This window comes from Rhizobium sp. RM (assembly GCF_013390595.1).
GTDB lineage: Bacteria > Pseudomonadota > Alphaproteobacteria > Rhizobiales > Rhizobiaceae > Agrobacterium.
In genome coordinates this window covers 588755-606882 of sequence record NZ_JACAWV010000022.1, presented here as the reverse complement: position 1 = coordinate 606882, position 18128 = coordinate 588755, and the positions used below count along the sequence as shown (strand labels likewise).

19 protein-coding genes are annotated in these 18128 nt (G+C 57.8%); 2 read left to right on the top strand and 17 right to left on the bottom strand.

The genetic code is table 11. The features are described 5' to 3' along the window. Positions 1-15: 15 nt before the first annotated feature. Complete coding sequence (locus HWX89_RS19485; RefSeq protein ID WP_138793883.1) at positions 16-279, bottom strand: hypothetical protein; 264 nt, start codon at positions 277-279, stop codon at positions 16-18. Positions 280-393: 114 nt separating this feature from the next. Here HWX89_RS19485 and HWX89_RS19480 point away from each other — a divergent pair, with 114 nt between their 5' ends. After that, positions 394-1542 (top strand): hypothetical protein, encoded by a 1149-nt coding sequence (locus HWX89_RS19480; protein WP_138793882.1) that lies wholly within the window; start codon positions 394-396, stop codon positions 1540-1542. Positions 1543-1625: 83 nt separating this feature from the next. On the opposite strand, the gene HWX89_RS19475 is transcribed toward HWX89_RS19480, so the two are convergent. From HWX89_RS19475 to HWX89_RS19460, 4 genes are all read right to left on the bottom strand, one after another. Next, positions 1626-1859 (bottom strand): BolA family protein, encoded by a 234-nt coding sequence (locus HWX89_RS19475; protein ID WP_003516012.1) that lies wholly within the window; start codon positions 1857-1859, stop codon positions 1626-1628. A 15-nt stretch (positions 1860-1874) separates the two neighbouring features. After that, on the bottom strand, positions 1875-4109 hold the full coding sequence (gene purL / locus HWX89_RS19470) for a phosphoribosylformylglycinamidine synthase subunit PurL (protein WP_138793881.1): 2235 nt from the start codon (positions 4107-4109) through the stop codon (positions 1875-1877). 114 nt (positions 4110-4223) lie between these two features. Beyond that, complete coding sequence (locus HWX89_RS19465) at positions 4224-4814, bottom strand: acyloxyacyl hydrolase (protein WP_138793880.1); 591 nt, start codon at positions 4812-4814, stop codon at positions 4224-4226. A 118-nt stretch (positions 4815-4932) separates the two neighbouring features. After that, on the bottom strand, positions 4933-6351 hold the full coding sequence (locus HWX89_RS19460) for an aminotransferase-like domain-containing protein (RefSeq protein WP_138793879.1): 1419 nt from the start codon (positions 6349-6351) through the stop codon (positions 4933-4935). 91 nt (positions 6352-6442) lie between these two features. On the opposite strand from HWX89_RS19460, the gene HWX89_RS19455 reads away from it, so the two are divergent. After that, positions 6443-6748, top strand: a complete 306-nt coding sequence (locus HWX89_RS19455; RefSeq protein WP_138793878.1) for a DUF1127 domain-containing protein — start codon at positions 6443-6445, stop codon at positions 6746-6748. Between the two features lie 173 nt (positions 6749-6921). Here HWX89_RS19455 and HWX89_RS19450 read toward each other — a convergent pair whose 3' ends face one another. The 12 genes from HWX89_RS19450 to HWX89_RS19400 form a co-directional block, all read right to left on the bottom strand. Then, complete coding sequence (locus tag HWX89_RS19450; RefSeq protein WP_138793877.1) at positions 6922-7326, bottom strand: hypothetical protein; 405 nt, start codon at positions 7324-7326, stop codon at positions 6922-6924. A gap of 97 nt (positions 7327-7423) precedes the next feature. Continuing rightward, entirely contained in the window at positions 7424-8095 is a 672-nt protein-coding gene (gene purQ, locus HWX89_RS19445; RefSeq protein WP_138793876.1) for a phosphoribosylformylglycinamidine synthase subunit PurQ, read from the bottom strand. Between the two features lie 18 nt (positions 8096-8113). After that, positions 8114-8356 carry a phosphoribosylformylglycinamidine synthase subunit PurS gene (purS, locus tag HWX89_RS19440; RefSeq protein WP_138793875.1) on the bottom strand — a complete coding sequence of 81 codons (243 nt, stop codon included), beginning with the start codon at positions 8354-8356 and terminating at the stop codon, positions 8114-8116. A gap of 33 nt (positions 8357-8389) precedes the next feature. Beyond that, positions 8390-9154: a phosphoribosylaminoimidazolesuccinocarboxamide synthase gene (gene purC / locus HWX89_RS19435; RefSeq protein WP_138793874.1), complete on the bottom strand. Its 765-nt coding sequence runs from the start codon at positions 9152-9154 to the stop codon at positions 8390-8392. A gap of 282 nt (positions 9155-9436) precedes the next feature. Beyond that, a complete protein-coding gene (locus HWX89_RS19430; RefSeq protein WP_246705218.1) occupies positions 9437-11968 on the bottom strand; it encodes a sensor domain-containing protein in 2532 nt (843 codons plus the stop codon). A 345-nt stretch (positions 11969-12313) separates the two neighbouring features. Continuing rightward, the gene (locus tag HWX89_RS19425) at positions 12314-12877 is read right to left on the bottom strand and encodes an alpha/beta hydrolase (RefSeq protein ID WP_138793873.1); all 564 of its coding nucleotides are present in this window, start codon (positions 12875-12877) and stop codon (positions 12314-12316) included. Positions 12878-12947: 70 nt separating this feature from the next. After that, positions 12948-14255: an adenylosuccinate lyase gene (gene purB, locus HWX89_RS19420; RefSeq protein WP_138793872.1), complete on the bottom strand. Its 1308-nt coding sequence runs from the start codon at positions 14253-14255 to the stop codon at positions 12948-12950. A 60-nt stretch (positions 14256-14315) separates the two neighbouring features. After that, positions 14316-14813: a hypothetical protein gene (locus tag HWX89_RS19415; protein ID WP_138793871.1), complete on the bottom strand. Its 498-nt coding sequence runs from the start codon at positions 14811-14813 to the stop codon at positions 14316-14318. Positions 14814-14894: 81 nt separating this feature from the next. Next, on the bottom strand, positions 14895-15572 hold the full coding sequence (gene rpe, locus HWX89_RS19410) for a ribulose-phosphate 3-epimerase (RefSeq protein ID WP_138793870.1): 678 nt from the start codon (positions 15570-15572) through the stop codon (positions 14895-14897). Positions 15573-15680: 108 nt separating this feature from the next. Then, positions 15681-16760 (bottom strand): branched-chain amino acid ABC transporter substrate-binding protein, encoded by a 1080-nt coding sequence (locus HWX89_RS19405; protein WP_138793928.1) that lies wholly within the window; start codon positions 16758-16760, stop codon positions 15681-15683. 628 nt (positions 16761-17388) lie between these two features. Then, on the bottom strand, positions 17389-17538 hold the full coding sequence (locus tag HWX89_RS26220; protein ID WP_210271451.1) for a hypothetical protein: 150 nt from the start codon (positions 17536-17538) through the stop codon (positions 17389-17391). A 145-nt stretch (positions 17539-17683) separates the two neighbouring features. Further along, positions 17684-18121, bottom strand: coding sequence for an NUDIX domain-containing protein (locus HWX89_RS19400; protein WP_138793869.1), 438 nt, complete (start codon positions 18119-18121; stop codon positions 17684-17686). Between the last annotated feature and the right edge of the window lie 7 nt (positions 18122-18128).

The window sequence follows — 18128 nt, the reverse complement described above, 5'->3', positions numbered from 1 at the left end:
TTTCGAACTCGTACCTTAGCGGCTTCTCTGCTTGCTGCGCGAGGAGGCGGTGCGGCGTTTGCTGACCTGCTTTCTGGCAGGTTTTCGCTTGGCAGTGGAGGATGAGCTGCCGCCGAGCGCCGCCTCGATGATCGAGCCGACAATACCGCCTGCTAGCGAGGTGCTGCTCTTGGTCCTGCGCTTTGTGCGGCGGGTTTTCTTGACGCCCGTCTTTTTCAGAATCTCAGCCATGGCGCCCTTCATGACGCCGCCAACGAGCTCATCTACGATCTTGGACAAATTTTCACCGCCTGCAAAATCTACCATATTTCGGTCGTGATTTTTACTATACGTGCGTCACCCACTGTATCAAGCGATCCTTTTGGGTATTTCAAACCCAAAGGTTCTTTGTTTATGGCGACTGTGCAGTCACGGCTGGTATTTTATTTTCCCGGTTTCGATCCTCTCGATGCGGCTGCCCACCATCTGCGGTATCAACGCGCCGCTGCCCTTGCTGGCAAGACCTGGGACGTGGCCTATGAGGTGGGCAAGCTGGAGAGCACACCGGCCGGCGACCATTTCACGGTTGATGCCCGCATAGGCGAGAAAAACACGCGTTCCTCCATTTTCGTCTACGATCACAACGACATCATTTCGCATCTGCGCAGCACGTCGGTCGCGCAGCAGGTGGCCTCTGGCTTCAAGGCCGGAGCAGGGATCATCGCCGAAGGCGCTGCTGTTCGCTACTTCCGCCATGCCTGGCGGTTTGGACTGTTTTTCATTTTCCCGTTTCTCCTGATGCTGGCAGGCGGTGCCGCGACTGTGGCAATCACGTTTCTGCCTTGGCTGTTCGGCCTTTCCGCCTGGCTCTGTCTGCTGAGCGTGCCGGTTGCGGCGCTGTTCTTCGTAAAAGCATTCCTGCCGTTTGCGGAGCGTTTCCATACCCTGCATCTTTACGCCGACTGGCGGTTTGCGCTTGCGGTGGGCAGGGACGACCCATTGGCGCGTGAATGGATCGAGGACAAAGCGCAGGCGGTGCTTCTCGCCCTTGAACAGCCGTCCGAAGAAATTCTCGTCGTGTCTCACAGCATGGGTGCAAGTCTCGCACTGGCCGTGATCGGACGGGTGCTGGAATTGCAGCCGGATGCCCTCAAGGGCCGCAAGCTGTCTTTCTCGACCCTTGGCGGGGCTGCGCTGCAATGCGCCTTCCTGTCGAGCGCAACGCGGCTGCGGCAGAGCATCGGAGCGGTCGCGCATCACCCGGAGGTGACATGGTTCGACATTCAGTGCCTGACCGACCCCATTCATCTCTATCGCTGCAATACGGCCCATCTTGCCGGCCATGAGGATGCGCAGCAGCCCACCATCGTGCCGATCCGCTTCAAGCATTCGCTCTCGGCGGAGCGCTACAAGAAGAACAAGCGCAACTTCCTGCGCATGCACAGGCAATATGTGCTCGGCCCGGATCGCAAATCGGGATTCGATTTTACCTTGATGACCGCCGGGCCTTTGCCGGTGGCGTCATTTGCCGGGTTGGAGTCGCAGCAGCCCCCCGTCCTCTAAGCGGCAACGCCATTTCAGCTCTGAAAACAAGAAGGCCCGCGTGAGATGTCACGCGGGCCTTTGAGTTTCATCTTGCGGGCAGATCACTCAGGCGCAGATGTCTGAAGGGCCAGGGCATGCAGAACGCCGCCCATGTTGCCCTTCAATGCGTCGTAGACCATCTGGTGCTGTTGCACGCGGGTCTTGCCCTTGAATGCGTCAGCGACGACTTCCGCCGCGTAATGATCGCCATCACCGGCCAGATCGCGGATCGTGACCTTTGCCCCGGGGATTCCCGCCTTAATCATGTCTTCAATGTCGCCGGGTTTCATGGGCATGGTGTTTCTCCTTGATTATTCTGCAGCGACGAGAGTTTCGCCGTCCATGAATTCAGGGAACCACGATTCATATGCCGAGTGCAATTCTTTAATCTCGACAGCACGCGCCGTGCCCAGCTTTACGCTGGAGCCGCCTGTAACGCCGATTTTCTGGCAGGAAACGCCCGATGCCCTGGCAGCCGCCTCGACCTTTTCGAGGTCGGACGTCTTGACCGTCAGAACATAGCGACCCTGGTCCTCGCCGTAGAAGGTGAGGATCGGATTATGGCCTTCAACCGCATCGACAGTTGCACCGATACCGGACGAAATTGCCATTTCGGCAACAGCAAGCGCCAGACCACCGGACGAGCAATCGTGAACGGCAGTCGTCAGTCCGTCGACGATCAGCGAACGAACGAAATCGCCGTTCTGCTTTTCGGCAGCGAGATCGACATGCGGGGCAGGGCCATCGATACGGCCGTGAATGTCACGCATGTAGACCGACTGGGCAATATGGCTGCCAAGGCCGACAGGCGCGCCAATCAGGAGAATGACTTCATCAGCCGCAGCAAAACGAATGCGAGCCATCTTGCCCCAGTCCTTCAGCAGGCCGACGCCGCCAATGGTCGGGGTTGGCAGGATCGCCTGACCGTTGGTCTCGTTATAGAGCGAGACGTTGCCCGAGACGATCGGGAATTCCAGCACGCTGCAGGCTTCGCCGATGCCCTTGATGGCATGAACGAGCTGGCTCATGATCTCGGGCTTTTCCGGGTTGCCGAAGTTCAGGTTGTCGGTGGCAGCCAGCGGCAGAGCGCCGGTCGCCGTGATGTTGCGCCAGCATTCCGCAACGGCCTGCTTGCCGCCTTCGAACGGGTCGGCCTCAACGTAACGCGGCGTTACGTCGGAGGAGAAGGCAAGTGCCTTCTTGTCATGACCTTCAACGCGCACCACACCGGCGTCGCCGCCTGGAAGCTGCAGGGAGTTGCCCTGGATCAGCGTGTCGTACTGTTCGTAGACCCAACGGCGCGACGAGTTGTTGGCAGAACCGATCAGCGAAACGAGCGCATCGGCAACATCGGCCGCAGGCACGTCGTTTTCCGCAAGCGGTGCGGCAACCTTGGCCGGTGTCCACGGACGGTCGTATTCCGGAGCCTGATCGCCGAGATCCTTGATCGGCAGGTTGGCAACTTCTTCGCCGTTGTGCAGAACGCGGAAACGCAGATCGTCGGTGGTCTTGCCGACAATGGCGAAGTCCAGACCCCACTTGACGAAGATCGCCTTGGCAACGTCTTCCTTGGAGGGCTCGAGCACCATGAGCATGCGCTCCTGGCTTTCCGACAGCATCATTTCGTAAGCCGTCATGCGCTCTTCGCGCACCGGCACGGTATTCAGGTCAAGCTCGATGCCGAGGTCGCCCTTGGCGCCCATTTCAACAGCCGAGCAGGTCAGGCCAGCCGCTCCCATGTCCTGAATGGCGATGACCGCGCCGGTCTTCATCAGTTCAAGGCAGGCTTCCAGCAGGCACTTTTCGGTGAAGGGGTCGCCGACCTGAACCGTCGGGCGCTTTTCTTCGATGGACTCGTCGAACTCGGCAGACGCCATCGTTGCACCACCCACGCCGTCACGGCCGGTCTTCGCACCGAGGTAAACGACCGGAAGGCCAACGCCCTTGGCTTCGGAAAGGAAGATGGCGTCGGACTTGGCAAGGCCGGCAGCGAATGCGTTGACCAGAATGTTGCCGTTATAGCGCGGATCGAATTCCACTTCGCCACCGACGGTCGGTACGCCGAAGGAGTTGCCGTAGCCGCCAACGCCTGCAACAACGCCTGCGACAAGGTGACGGGTCTTCGGGTGATCCGGAGCGCCGAAGCGCAGCGCGTTCATGGCTGCGATCGGACGCGCGCCCATGGTGAACACGTCGCGCAGAATGCCGCCGACGCCGGTTGCCGCGCCCTGGTAAGGTTCGATGTAGGACGGGTGGTTGTGGCTTTCCATCTTGAAGACGACGCAGTCGCCGTCATCGATATCCACGACACCGGCGTTTTCGCCCGGTCCCTGAATGACGCGCGGCCCCTTGGTCGGCAGCGTCTTCAGCCACTTCTTCGACGATTTGTAGGAGCAGTGCTCATTCCACATGGCGGAAAAGATGCCGAGCTCGGTGAAAGTGGGCTCTCGTCCGATCAGGTCGAGGATACGCTGGTATTCGTCGGGCTTCAGCCCGTGGGATGCAACGAGTTCCGGGGTGATCTTGATGGAGTTTGGAATCGACATAGGTCTCACGCGGTTCGAGCCGAGGGAAGTTTCCGGTTCTTTAGCGCAAGAGGCTGATTGGCGCGACAGGAAAATGCGCGGTAAACCCAGCAAATCGCCGCTTTATGCCCTTATTCAGAACTTGTAACCGACCATCAGGCCCACTCGCGTCAGTCCGTCGTTGGGGCCGTCGCAAAGATTGGCGTGTGATGCGTGCTCGATCTGGGCCGAAATGTTCCAGTTGTTGTCAAAGCGATAGCCGATCGCGGCGTATTCGTGAAAAAGCGCCCGACAGCCGAACTCAGGGCCTGTTTCGCCGGGGTCGTTTTTCAGCTTGCCGTCATGCCACAGCCCGCCAAAACCAAGATCGATGAAGATTTTCGGATTGAGATCGAAGGTCCAGTTCACGCCGCCGAAAATGGTGTTGGCAGCGCCATCGGTGCCAATTTCAGTGCCGATGTGCAGACGGGGGCGGGCAAGCTTTTGACCGAGCGTGACGGCGGAAGCGTTGGCGAAGGGGTCGAAATATGCGGTGAAGGCGGGGAATACGCCGTCTTCGCCGCCATTGTCCGGATTGGAGACGGAGGCTGTGGTGCCAAACCGCAACTCGTCGAACACGGTGCCCTCGGCAGCCTGCGCCCCCGTCACTGCAGCAATGGGCAAAAGGGCAGACATCATAGCCAGAGCGATTGCACGCCTGGCGGAAAAGGAACCGAATGCAACCATCGAATCAATCCCCCGCTCTGATCAGGCGGAGGATGCCAGATTCGCGGGGTTAGGAAATGATCCGGTTTTCGAATTCCGCCGGCTGTTGCGCGAAAGACTCTGTTGCCGTCAGATCGGCTCAGGCAACGCTTTCATATCCTGCCGAACCATTGTCGAGCAGGCGGCGCAGAATGCCGAAGGCTTCGGTCATTTCCTGCTGCGTCGAGGGGCCGGAGAAGCTGATACGGACGCGGTGATAGACCTTCTCGGCTCTGCCGGCCTTGAACTCGTCCTCATCATCGATCAGCACGCCTTCTCGCGCAGCAGCGCTGCGGAATGTCCCGGAAAGCCAGGGTTCAGGCAGCTTCAGCCAGAGGAAGGCAATATCCGGCAGGGAATTGAACTCCATGCCGGCAAGAACCTTTCTGGCGATCGCTTCGCGCTGATTGATCTCGGCAAGACAGTCCTTGCGGATATCGTGCGCGTCACCGCTGTTGACGAGGCGGGCATTCAATTCCGCCAGCATGAACGGCAATCCGCCAGTCATCATCGAATGCGAGATGCGGATTCGCGATGAAAATTGCGCGGGGCAGGCGACCCAGCCGCCACGGACGCCGGCTGCAACAGATTTGGAAAGGCCTCCCACAACGAAGGTCATATCCGGCGCGAACTCAGCGATAAGCGGAATTTCTTCGCGGGTCATGGCGCCGTACAAATTGTCTTCGATGATCCAGACGCCGTATTTGCGGGCGATGTCGGCAATCATCCGCCGCCGCTCTTCCGGTAAGGTGGCGCAAGTGGGGTTCTGGCCGGCCGACATCAGAAAGATCATCTTCGGGTGCTGCTGGGCGCAGACCCGTTCGAAATCTTCGGGAACGATGCCCTTCTCATCCGCTTCGACCAGCGTCACCCGCCGTCCGGCAAGGGCCGCGCTGCGGCTGATGTGCGAATAGGTGAGGGGCTCGAAAACAATCCGGTCGCCGGGCGCAGTCATGGCGGTAATGACGCTCATCACGCCTGCATGCGCACCGAGCGTGGAGACGATGTTTTCCGGCTTGGGGGACCAGCCATTCTGCGACAGCCAGCGCGCGCCGGCGATGCACCAGCTATCCGGCAATGCCCTGATGTAATTGGTGATCTCGGAAGGGCAGTCGCGGGCAATCTCACCGATATGCGCGCCGATCAATGCGCTTTGGCCGATATCGGGGGCGGCCGTCGTGTTCATGCGGAATTCGCCCTTAACGTCGAGCCCGTGGCGTGTTCCACCGAAGGCCGCCGTTGTCGGCGCGGCCTGGGTCTGCGGTGTGGGAGATTTTCGTTCGTTGACATAGGTGCCGCGGCCAACCTCGCCACTGACCAACCCGCGCTCGTGTATCAGCGCATAGGCCCGGCTGATTGTACCGATTGTCACGCCCAGGTCGTAAGCGAGGTTGCGTTGTGGCGGCAATTTTGTGCCGGCGCCAAGCGTGCCATCCGAAATCGCGCCTTCAATGCTGTCTGCAAGGCGGAGATAAATCGGGCCATCGCCCTTGGTGATGTCTGGAAGCCAATTTGTCATGGTGACAATTTATGCATTGTATCTGTCTGTGAGTCAATTGTATTTATTGTTTGCGTTCAATGTGAACATAAATGGAGACAATAGGTGCAATATGCGCAAGATGGATCAATACCTTTCGACAATGGATACAATTTATCCTGACGGTTACGAACGGGAACGCGTGTTCCGCGATGCCGGTGACATGGTTGCACCGGCGCCGTTTCCGGCCAGGATCGCCCGCACGTTTATTGGTCGCGTCATTGTGCGCGCATCTCAGTGGTTCATGAAGCGGTCGGGCCGTCTTGCCCTGCGCGAATTGTCCGATGAGCAATTGCTCGATATCGGTCTGACGCGTGAGGAGGCCCAGAGGGAGGCAAGCAAGGCCGATCTTCTCAACTGGCCTTCGCGATCCCTTTAGTTTTCTGTCAGCAGATCACCAGCAGACCGTATCAGGTTCTGCGGCCCGGTGCCTGCTGATTTTCTGCCGGAGAGCGGCGCCTTCTTTCCCCGGCGCCTTAATGCCATCGGCAGGCCCGCCATGCCAATCCCAACCGGCCTGGCGGGTCTTTTTATGTGCGGAAGGCTGTTAGATCAGCAACCCTTGCCGCCATTTGCCCAACGCTTGACGTCGGCGGCAATGCGAGACGACATCCCCTCATTCATCACAGGACCGAAAGCATCGAGCTTTGCCGGATTGCCTTCCGCCTGGACGACGAGCATCGGTCTGGATTCCGGGCTGTTGCGCGGCACGAGAAGAATGCGCGGGCGGCCGGAGAAGGAATTCAGTTCGGGTGCAAGGCGGTAGGACTTGAATGCCGGGTCGCCGGATTTGAACCAGCAGGCATTGGCGCCGAGCGCGATGCGCTCCATGGTCGGCAATGCTGCGTGGGAAACGGAACTGACCGGCTGCGGCTTTGGTTGGCAAGCGGCGAGGGCAAGGGCGGCAAGCGTCAGACCTGCGGCACGGCTGAAAGTAAAGCGAAGCAGGCGGCTCATCACGTTTATCCGAAAAATGAGAACAGGCGGGAGCGGCGGATAGCGGAACCGGTCCCGCCGCTCTGTATCTTGTCGGCCCTTTGGGCCTTGTGTCGGATCAGGCCGCGATGACGCCGAGCGCCGATGCGAACAGGCCGCGTCCGTCGTTGCCGCCATGGGCAGCTTCGATCAGGTTTTCCGGATGCGGCATCATGCCTAGAACATTGCCCTTGGCGTTGATCACGCCGGCAATGTCGTTCAGCGAGCCGTTCGGGTTGGTGCCTTCGGCATAACGGAAAACGACCTGGCCGTTGTTTTCCAGGGCCTTCAGTTCGTCGGCTTCGACAAAGTAGTTGCCGTCATGGTGGGCAACCGGGCAGCGCAGGATCTGGCCCTTGTCGTAAGCGCGGGTAAATTCGGTGTCGTTATTGGCGACTTCGAGCTTCACTTCGCGGCAGACGAACTTCAACGATGCGTTGCGCATCAATGCACCCGGCAACATGCCGGCTTCGACGAGGATCTGGAAGCCGTTGCAGACGCCAAGAACCTTGACGCCCTTTTCAGCCTTTTCACGAATGGCCTGCATGACCGGCATGCGTGCAGCGATTGCGCCACACCGCAGATAGTCACCGTAGGAAAAGCCACCGGGAATGACGATCAGGTCGACATCGGGAATTTCCGTTTCCGTCTGCCAGATGGTCACGGGCGCCTTGCCGGAAATCTTGGTCAGGGCGGCGATCATGTCGCGGTCGCGGTTGAGGCCGGGAAGTTGAACGACGGCGGATTTCATGGACGGCGGCTCCTCAGCTTAGAGAATAGCGATGGCGTAGTTTTCGATAACCGTGTTGGCCAACAGTTTTTCGCACATTGCCTTCAGGTCGGCTTCGGCCTTGGCCTTGTCTGTGCCGCCGACTTCGAGGTCGAACACCTTGCCCTGACGGACCTGGCCCACACCTTCGAAACCGAGGCTGCCGAGCGCGCCTTCGATTGCCTTGCCCTGCGGATCGAGAACGCCATTCTTCAGCGTAACAGTCACCCGTGCCTTGATCACCTGATCTTCTCCTGATTTCACTTAAAACGGCAGTTACTTCACCAGAACCGGGCCAGTGCCGCGGATCGGTTCGTTTTCATTGATGATGCCAAGCCGGCGCGCGACCTCGGAATAGGCCTCCAGCAGTCCGCCCATGTCACGGCGGAAGCGGTCCTTGTCCATTTTTTCCTGGGTCTCGATATCCCACAGACGGCAGCTATCGGGAGAAATCTCGTCAGCGAGAATGATGCGCATCATGTCGCCTTCGAACAGGCGGCCGCATTCGATCTTGAAGTCGACGAGCTGGATGCCGACGCCAAGGAACAGGCCGGACAGGAAGTCGTTGACGCGGATCGCCAGTGCCATGATGTCATCAAGCTCGGCAGGATTTGCCCAGCCGAAAGCCGTGATGTGCTCTTCGGAGACCATCGGGTCTTCAAGTGCATCGGACTTGTAGTAGAACTCGATGATCGAGCGCGGAAGAACAACGCCTTCGTCAATGCCGAGACGCTTGGATAGCGAGCCGGCGGCGACATTGCGCACGACGACCTCAAGCGGGATCATTTCGACTTCCCGGATCAATTGCTCGCGCATGTTGAGGCGGCGAATGAAGTGCGTCGGAATGCCGATCTTGTTCAGATGGGTAAAGACATATTCAGAGATGCGGTTGTTCAACACACCCTTGCCGTCGATGACTTCGTGCTTCTTCTTGTTGAAGGCGGTCGCATCGTCCTTGAAGAACTGGATGAGCGTTCCCGGCTCCGGACCTTCGTAAAGGATCTTGGCCTTGCCTTCGTAGATACGGCGGCGACGATTCATATTAGCAGGTCTCTTGGTTGACGCCGATTCTGTCGGCGTTGCGTTTCTGTCTTTGAAGCGGTCCCATAACGGAAAAGAGAGAATTCTACAATGCGGGCGGCATATCTTCCCTTCGATTCTTATGGTCTGCTGCAGGTTACGCCTGAATGATACCGTCGGTCACGATTTTTCAGCAGCGGTGCTTCATGAATATCCCATTCGTCGTGAAGACGAATGCCACGAATGCGGCATCCATCAGCGAAGAAAAATTATGTTTTCACGATGGCAAAGGGCGAAAGCGCCTCAAAAAGCGCGCTTGCGCGTTGGTCCCGGGCTTTCCAGGTTCAGTTGCCGCCAGGGCTGCGACTGGACGAATGGGATGATTGCCTGCTGCGGTAATGGCCGGCACAGCGCATAGCCCTGCAGGTAGTCGCAGCCAAGCTTCTGCAGCACCCTGACATGGGCTGCCGTTTCCACACCTTCGGCAACAACCTTGATGCCCAGCGAGCGGCCGATGTCGATAATCGATGTCAGCAACTTGCGCTGTTCGGACGATTGCGGTGCTGTGCGCACCAGTTGCCGGTCGACTTTCAGTACGCTCGGACTGACTTTCAGAAGGCTGACGATGGAGGCGTGGCCGGTGCCGAAATCGTCGATCTCGATATCAATGCCCATGTCTCGCAACTGGCGCAGGTTCGAAATAGCCACTTCGTCGCTATCGTCGAGGAATATCGATTCCAGCAGTTCGAAAGATACCGAGCCGGGCGGGATATCGACATTGGACAGCGACTTCATCAGTCCGGGGTCATGCAGGCGTCGCGACGAGACGTTGACGGAAATATTCGGAACATCGAGACCGGCCATATCCCAGGCTTTGAAATCCTTGATCGCCTTTTCGAGCATCATCGCATCGATCGACGAGACGACATCGAGGTCCTCGGCGATCGCGAGAAAACGATCAGGTGTCAGGATGCCTTTTTCCGGGTGCTGCCAGCGTGCCAGTGTTTCCACGCCGGCAATGTCCAGTGTCTGGGCGTCGAAACGGAACTGGTAGAAGGGGATGAATTCATCTCGTTCGAGCGCCAGCAGGATGTCATCGGACATGCGTTTGGTGTTGATGAGAATGTCCTGGGTATCGGCGGAAAAGAATTCGTAGCGGTTCCGGCCACGCTTCTTGGCGTTGTAGAGGGCAATATCGGCATTGAGCAGTATCTGCTTGGCGTCAGACGTCAGACCATAGCTGCTGGCAATGCCGATGCTGGCGCCGAGGCGACAGACATGCCCCTCAAAGTGCACGGGCTTTCGAATTTCCTTGATCAACCGGTCGGCCATCAATGCGAGCTTGCGCTGATTGCCTGAGAACCGGGAGATGACAACGAATTCGTCGCCACCGACATGGGCGACAAAATCGGCATTGCGCGCGTTCTTTTTCAAAAGCGCGGCGATGTGCTTCAGCATCATGTCACCGGTCTTGCGACCGAGTGTATCGTTGATCTGCTTGAAGCGGTCGAGGTCGACGTGGAGAACCCCGACACCCTTGCCCTCGGCGAAACTTTCCCTGGCAAAACCGTCGAACATCGCATCGAGATAACGGCGGTTCGGCAGGTCTGTCAGATCGTCGTGGGTTGCGTTGTACTCGATCCTGGTCTTGGCCGTTTCGAGTTCGCGATTGCGGGCCTCGGCAAGCGTCTTGGCTCGTTCCAGTTCATTGCGGAGCGCCACGTCGGCGGTGACGTCCCAGTTCACCCCGATCATCTTCTTCTGACCATCGGAATCGATGAACGGCAGAGAGCGTGCGCGAATATAACGGTACGAACCATCCGGCATGATGGCACGATACTCTTCCGAAAACGGGATCATCCGCGCGACATGGTATTCGACGTTCTTTTCGACGCGCTCGATATCGTCGGGATGAACGCGGGTTTCCCAGAGCCCGCCGACCGCTATGGTTTCCGATCTTTCGATCTGCATGATCTCGTACATGCGGTCATCCCATACGGTGATGCCGGTATCGAAATTTGCCACGAACACGCCGACCTGAGAGGCTTCGAGTGCAAGTTTCAGGGACCGCGAAATGCGTTCGACCTGATGTTCGGTTTCTTTTCTCTGTGAAATATCCGCATCCGTGCCGACAATGCGCACAGGTTTGCCGTTTTCATCACGTTCGACACAGGCGCCCCGGCACTCGATCCAGACCCAGCGGCCGTCCTCGTGGCGCTCGCGATATTCGAACACAGCATAGGCAGGGTCACCGGCGTTCTGGCGTTCTATGCAATGCAGGGTATGTTCCCGGTCGTCGGGGTGTATTTTCTGCGCCCAGCGCTCGAAATCAGTTTCCAGCTCGCTGTCGTTTCTGATGCCGCGGATCTGGCGCCAGATGTCGGAGCCGTACATTTCACCGGTCGCGAAATTCTGGTCCCAGACACCAAGACCGGCGCTGACAAGCGCGCTATCCCAGCGTTTTTCGCGGAATGCGATGGCGTTTTCGTGCCGTCTCTGGCTGGTGACATCGGTCAGCTGAGCAAAAAGCCGCTGTTCTCCATCCACTTCCATCCTGCCGATGGACAATACGACGAAAACGTCCTGCCCGCCGTCTACAGTGGCAAGCCGGACATCGGCGGAAAAGGGCAATTGCTGCTCTGGATTGGCGAGCGCGGCCTTGATTGCTGGATGGTGATCCTTGTGGACGAGACCGAATATGCTGGTCTTGTCTGGAAGTGCGGTGAAAAGAGGAGCGTGTTCAGGTATCTGCAATACCTGGCCATCCTTGCCCAGCTCCAGCGTCGGAACCGGTAGGCGTTCGAATATGGCACTGAGAACACGATTTACGCTCAATCGATCCGGCCCATTTTGAGATGTCTTTGATATTAAATAATTTTCTTCACGCGCCTTCTACGAAGGTTAACTGTAACGTTGCCGGTTTAATCTATCGTTAAATTCACGACGGCGTTACCGAAAGTTGCGAAATGTCAATCTACAGGAAATCCGGTGTTTGCAACATGTCTAATATAAAGAAGGGTCGGTTGTGAACAGTTGCATAGTCTTACGACCAATGGATAGGGCCGCTTCGGGCGCGGCGCAAGTCGAATTCTGATACAGAAGAGAAAAGGGCAGCAACGCGCGTCAGCGAATATTCGCGCGTTGATTGCTCTCGTTACAGGCGCCGGAAGAAGCCTGCGATCAGGTTTCGGTAGGCTTCAGCTTGCTCAGGAACTGCGCAAAGACCATACCACCCTCCGGCCAGGGGCCGTGGCCGGACTCGGCGTTGATATGTCCGGACATTCCGGCATCGATCAGCAGCGAACCCCAGGCAGCAGCAATTTCGTCGGCATGTTCGTAAGAGCCGAACGGATCGTTCCTGCTGGCGATGGTGATGGTCGGGAACGGCAGTGGATCGCGCGGGTAGGGGCCGAACGTCATCAGGTGTTTCGGCCTGATCGCATCGTTGGCGACGTCAGGCGGGGCAACGAGAAGTGCGCCCGTTACCTTCTTGCCAATCTCGGGCAGGGCATGGATCACGGTTGGAACGCCGAGCGAATGGGCAACGATGACAACCGGTCTGGTTGAGGCGTTGACCTCTTCGACCAGCCTTGCCACCCAGTCTTCCTTCACCGGTTTTGACCATTCCGCCTGCTCAACCCGGCGCGCGGTGGAAAGCTTGCGCTCCCAACGGCTCTGCCAGTGGTCGGGGCCGGAATTGGTGTAACCGGGTACGATAAGAATATCTGCTTCTGAAACCTTCATGGGCCCATATCTGTGTTGCAATAACGGCGCGATCAAGATCGCGCCGTTACTATCTTTTCTGATTTTGTTCTTATGCGTTGCCGAACACGCGTTTGAAGATCGTGTCGACGTGCTTGGTGTGGTAGCCGAGGTCGAACTTCTCGCGGATAACCTCTTCGGAAAGAGCTGCGCGGACTTCGTCGTCGCCCATAAGCTCTTCAAGGAAGTCTGCGCCGTGTTCCCAGACCTTCATGGCGTTGCGCTGGACCAGGCGATATGCGTCTTCACGAGACACACCTGCCTGCGTCAGCGCGAGCAGAACGCGCTGCGAATGTACCAGGCCGCGGAACTTGTTCATGTTCTTCAGCATGTTGTCCGGGTAGATCACCAGCTTCTCGATAACGCCGGCCAGACGGTTCAGCGCGAAGTCGAGGGTGATGGTGGTGTCAGGACCGATGCCGCGCTCCACGGAGGAGTGGCTGATGTCACGCTCGTGCCAGAGGGCAACGTTTTCCAGCGCCGGAACGACCGACATGCGTATCAGGCGGGCAAGACCCGTCAGGTTCTCGGTCAGCACGGGGTTGCGCTTGTGCGGCATGGCCGAAGAACCCTTCTGGCCCGGAGAGAAGAACTCTTCGGCTTCCAGCACTTCGGTGCGCTGCATGTGGCGGATTTCGATCGCGACGTTTTCGATCGACGAGGCAATGACGCCAAGGATTGCGAAGAACATGGCGTGGCGGTCGCGCGGAATGACCTGAGTCGAAACCGGCTCCGGCGCAAGACCGAGCGCCTTGCAGACATGTTCTTCCACGGAAGGATCGATGTTGGCGAATGTGCCGACGGCGCCGGAGATGGCGCCCGTGGCAATTTCAGCGCGGGCGTTGACGAGGCGGGCGCGGTTGCGATCCATCTCCGCGTAGAAGCGGGCAAACGTCAGGCCCATCGTGGTCGGCTCGGCATGAATGCCGTGGCTACGGCCGATGCGCACCGTGTTCTTGTGTTCGAAAGCGCGTGTCTTCAACGCGGCCAGCAGCCGGTCCATGTCGGCCAGGAGCAGGTCGGCGGCGCGAACGAGCTGAATGTTAAGCGTTGTGTCGAGAACGTCGGAGGAGGTCATGCCCTGGTGCACGAAACGGCTGTCGGGGCCGACGAATTCGGCAAGGTGCGTCAGAAAGGCAATGACGTCGTGCTTGGTTACAGCTTCGATTTCATCGATGCGCGCCACATCGAAGTTGGCGCTGCCGCCCTTTTCCCAGATCGTCTTTGCTGCGGACTTCGGAATGACGCCGATTTCGGCCAGCGCGTCGCAGGCATGGGCCTCAATCTCGAACCAGATGCGGAATTTTGTTTCCGGCGACCAGATAGCGACCATTTCCGGCCGGGAGTAACGAGGGATCATGGCAAGGGCTTTCTTTGTGGAGGAAATTTTCTGCCCGTTTAGCAAAGTGTTCCGGCAATCTCAATGCGTGCGGCGGCAAAGTATGGCGCTGGCCAGAAGGATCGGCAAAAGCGCATAAGGAAAATACAGGCGAAGACCGATGACCGAGAACTGGTAGATGGCGCCAAGCGACGTGAAGAGCTGCTGAAAGAACCAGATGCGCGAGAAGACGGGTGCGTGCCACTGCGCATAAAAGACACGGTATTGCAGAGCGAAGATGAGAGCGGTGGCAAGACATGTGGAGATGGCCACCAGGATAAAGGCCGTGCCGAAGCGGATGGCATTCGGGCTTGCTGATGGCACGACACAGAATGCGGCGGCGGCGACCAACCAGCCGAGCAGTCCGCCGACGAAGAACAGCACTGCGATGGTAAGGAAATTGTCGGTTTCGAGCCTGTTCTGCAGATAAAGGCCGAGCGATGCCGTTGCCGACGAACAGATGCCCCATGCCACCGCGCCAAACGACAGGGCGAGCACTCCGGGGAACCTGTCGTAAAAATGCTGACCGTCGTTACGCATCAAAGCACTCTAGAAGCACTTGCAGGGTTGCTGTCGGCATGGTCGCATGTCGCCCCGAGCGGTCAGGGCGACATATGGGGTTCAGCGACGTCCCGTTTCGGCGGCAGCGCGCAATGCGGCAACCGTCTTGCGGTAGTCGTCGACGCCATCTCCCTTGAACACGGCCGAGCCCGCCACGAGGGCGTTGGCGCCAGCAGCAATGATAGCAGGTGCGGTCTCAACCGTCACGCCGCCGTCAACTTCGAGTTCGATCGGACGTTCACCGATCATCGTTTTGGTTGCTCGGATCTTGTCGAGCATGGCGGGAATGAATTTCTGACCGCCAAAGCCCGGATTGACGCTCATGATGAGGATCAGATCGACATCATCAAGAACGTTTTCGATGACCGAAAGCGGTGTGGCGGGATTGAGTGTCACACCAACCTTCTTGCCGAGCGAGCGGATGGTCTGCAACGAACGGTGCAGATGCGGTCCGGCTTCGGCATGTACGGTGATGCTGTCACAGCCTGCCTTGGCGAAAGCTTCCAGATAGGGGTCGACGGGCGCAATCATCAGGTGGCAGTCGAAGAATGCCTTGCTGTGCGGGCGTAGTGCCTTGATGACGTCGGGGCCGAACGAGATGTTGGGAACGAAATGGCCGTCCATGACATCGAGGTGAATCCAGTCCGCGCCGGCTTCCGTAACGTCCGCGACCTCCTGTCCCAGCTTGGCAAAATTGGATGCCAGAATGGATGGGGCGATCCGGATGGGCAGGGACATGGGCATACTCCTCTCAGCGCGTTTGCTGCGGTGCCTTTAACATCAAGCGATGCCCTTTGAAACGGCTTTACAGCCGGTTCGGACGGGTTTTTTAGGTGGCGTGGCCAACTATTGCTTTTCCGCCCTCTCGGTCGGCTCAAAGCGTTGGCCGTTCCAACGTTGCAGGCCGTATGGGTTCGCTGCAAACTCGTGTGACGGATTGAAAGCGATGTCGCCAATGACGGTTTTGAATGCGGTGCCGCTTGCCAGAAGTTCGGACGCCGGCTTGTTTTGCGCCTGCACCATTTCAACAAGCGCTGCCGTCAGCTCTGTCGCTGCGTAAGACGGCAGGACATAACCCTCGGGTTCGATGTTTGCCGCCCGCAATTCACCCGTCACTGCCTGGGCAGAAGGCAGGGTGTCGTAGGCTGGGCGTGTTACGGCCAGAACATTGGGGGGGAGGGCGACGGGGTTGTTGGCTGCGGCCATCGCATCGCCACCCATGATCGTCAGGGCAATGTTCTCCGTGCCGGCATCTCTTGCAATGATGGCGACATCGTTGCGCTCTGCGCCAACGAATACATGCGTCACCCCGGTTCGTGCCAGCCTGCGCACCAGTGCGACCTGCTGTTCCTGGGTGGGGCGCATGGTGTCGGCCAGCGTCGGCTTCAGGCCGTTTTCCTCGAGGGCGGAGCGAACCCGGTCAACAAGTTCGCGGCTGTATATCGTGCCGTCATCGACCAGACCGATGGGGTGACCCTTCCAGTCGCGCAGGATGATTTCAGCCACCTTATCGGATTCCGCCTTGTCGGACGGGGCGAAACGAAACAGTGGCCAGCCATATTTCAGGGCGTCTTCCATCAGGATAGGCGCACGGCTGGAGAGTGTGATGGCTGGTATGGCGGCAGACTTGAGCGGTGGCAGGACGCCCTGCAGCGTTTCGGTGCACAGGAAACCGATTGCCGCGCTGACCTTGGCGGCAACGAGCCCATCAGCAATGGCGCCGCCGCTGCCGTCTTCGCAGCTTTCATGAATTTCGATCACATCAAGACCCAGCTTGGCCGCTGCCGCCTTCGCGCCTTGCCGGATCTGCTGTCCCAAAAGTTCGAACGGACCATTCTGGGGAGCGACAATGCCAATTGTTGCCGCGCTTGCTGCGCCCGCGAAGGCAAGACTGGCGATAAAGGGCAGCAGGCAAAGAGAACGCATCACGTGATCGAAATCCTATTTTCACGGTCTGATTGTTTATCGGCAGGATCGCGTTTTCAAAAGGAAAAATAACGTCAAAGCGACCATAAGCCGATACCGGCTACCGAAATGTTTTCCCGGGTCAATGTTTCGGGCACAAAGATTCGGGTTCGGACGCGCCAGGGTTGTTGAAATTCACCAGGTAGAGGAAAAGCTGATCTTCAGTCCTGTTCGCATCGCCTCTTTGCAAGTGAAAATCAGGATACATGAATATTTAAGTATACTTGAATGTGCGATGGTCGTTTTTTAGTTTATAAAACTGTAACGCGAGGGCGATATAACCTGAAGATTGTATCTCGCAAGATTACATTTCTGCTTTCTACAGTGCAGCCGAAAAAATTGCCCATTTTGTTTTCACTTGGTTAATCTATTGATTTATTTTCGTAATGGCCCATTTTTTCTTTCGCAGTCGCGTAGTTTTCTCTGGTTTTTTCGCATTTGCGAGAAGATGTGCTTGACGAAAAGTAAATGTTTCGCTTAGATATAGGTGTTTCAGGGGACGACTGAAATTGGCTCTTTTGAGCCTCGGAAGTGTTCCGAATATAAGCACTGCCAGACTATATTGGACTCGATATTCTATCCTTTTTTATTACGTACCAACCGCTTCGGGCAACTGAAGCGGTTTTTTACGCGGGATAATATGAGGCAATTCTGGGTTGTGTTGTTCCTGCCCTGCAGAAGCTGAAGCTTTCGACACGTTTTTCGTCAAAAGAGCTCCCTGCGCAATCTCGGTACGCATTTCCCTGTCTGATCATGTGTCGTGAGGCCTGCTGCAATCCCGGTGCGAATCGTCATTTGCCGAGGCCATGACGCAAATGGTTGCCGGTTGCTTTCTGCATGAATTTTCAAGCGCGCACTTCTATGATGTGCTGCGCCGTACCCTATTAACTCTGATGGACCGGGTGGTGCTTGAGCGCCGTCAATGCGTCTTTTGCGAAGGCGGAGAGGGGGGCCGGAAGCTGATCCAGTGCGAACCAGCCGATCTCGGACAGTTTGTCCGGTTCCGTCAACGTGGGCTCGCCCTGGAAATCGCGAGCTAGATATATCAGGGAAACCCAGTGCTGGTTATCGGAGGCCAGCGCCAGTTCGCTGTGGCAGAGGAAATCCACCTGGCCGATCGCCAGCCCCGTTTCCTCTTCGGCCTCGCGTTTTGCCGCGACATGAGCCGGCTCCATATGGTCGACTTTTCCGCCTGGAATGCTCCAGTGTTCTGCTTCCGGCGCCTTTACGCGCCGGCAAAGCAGCAGTTTTTCATCGCGCAGAATAACGAGACCAGCGCCGACGCCAGGAAAATCGAGGCCCGGTTTGCCAGGAGAGGTCATCGTTTGC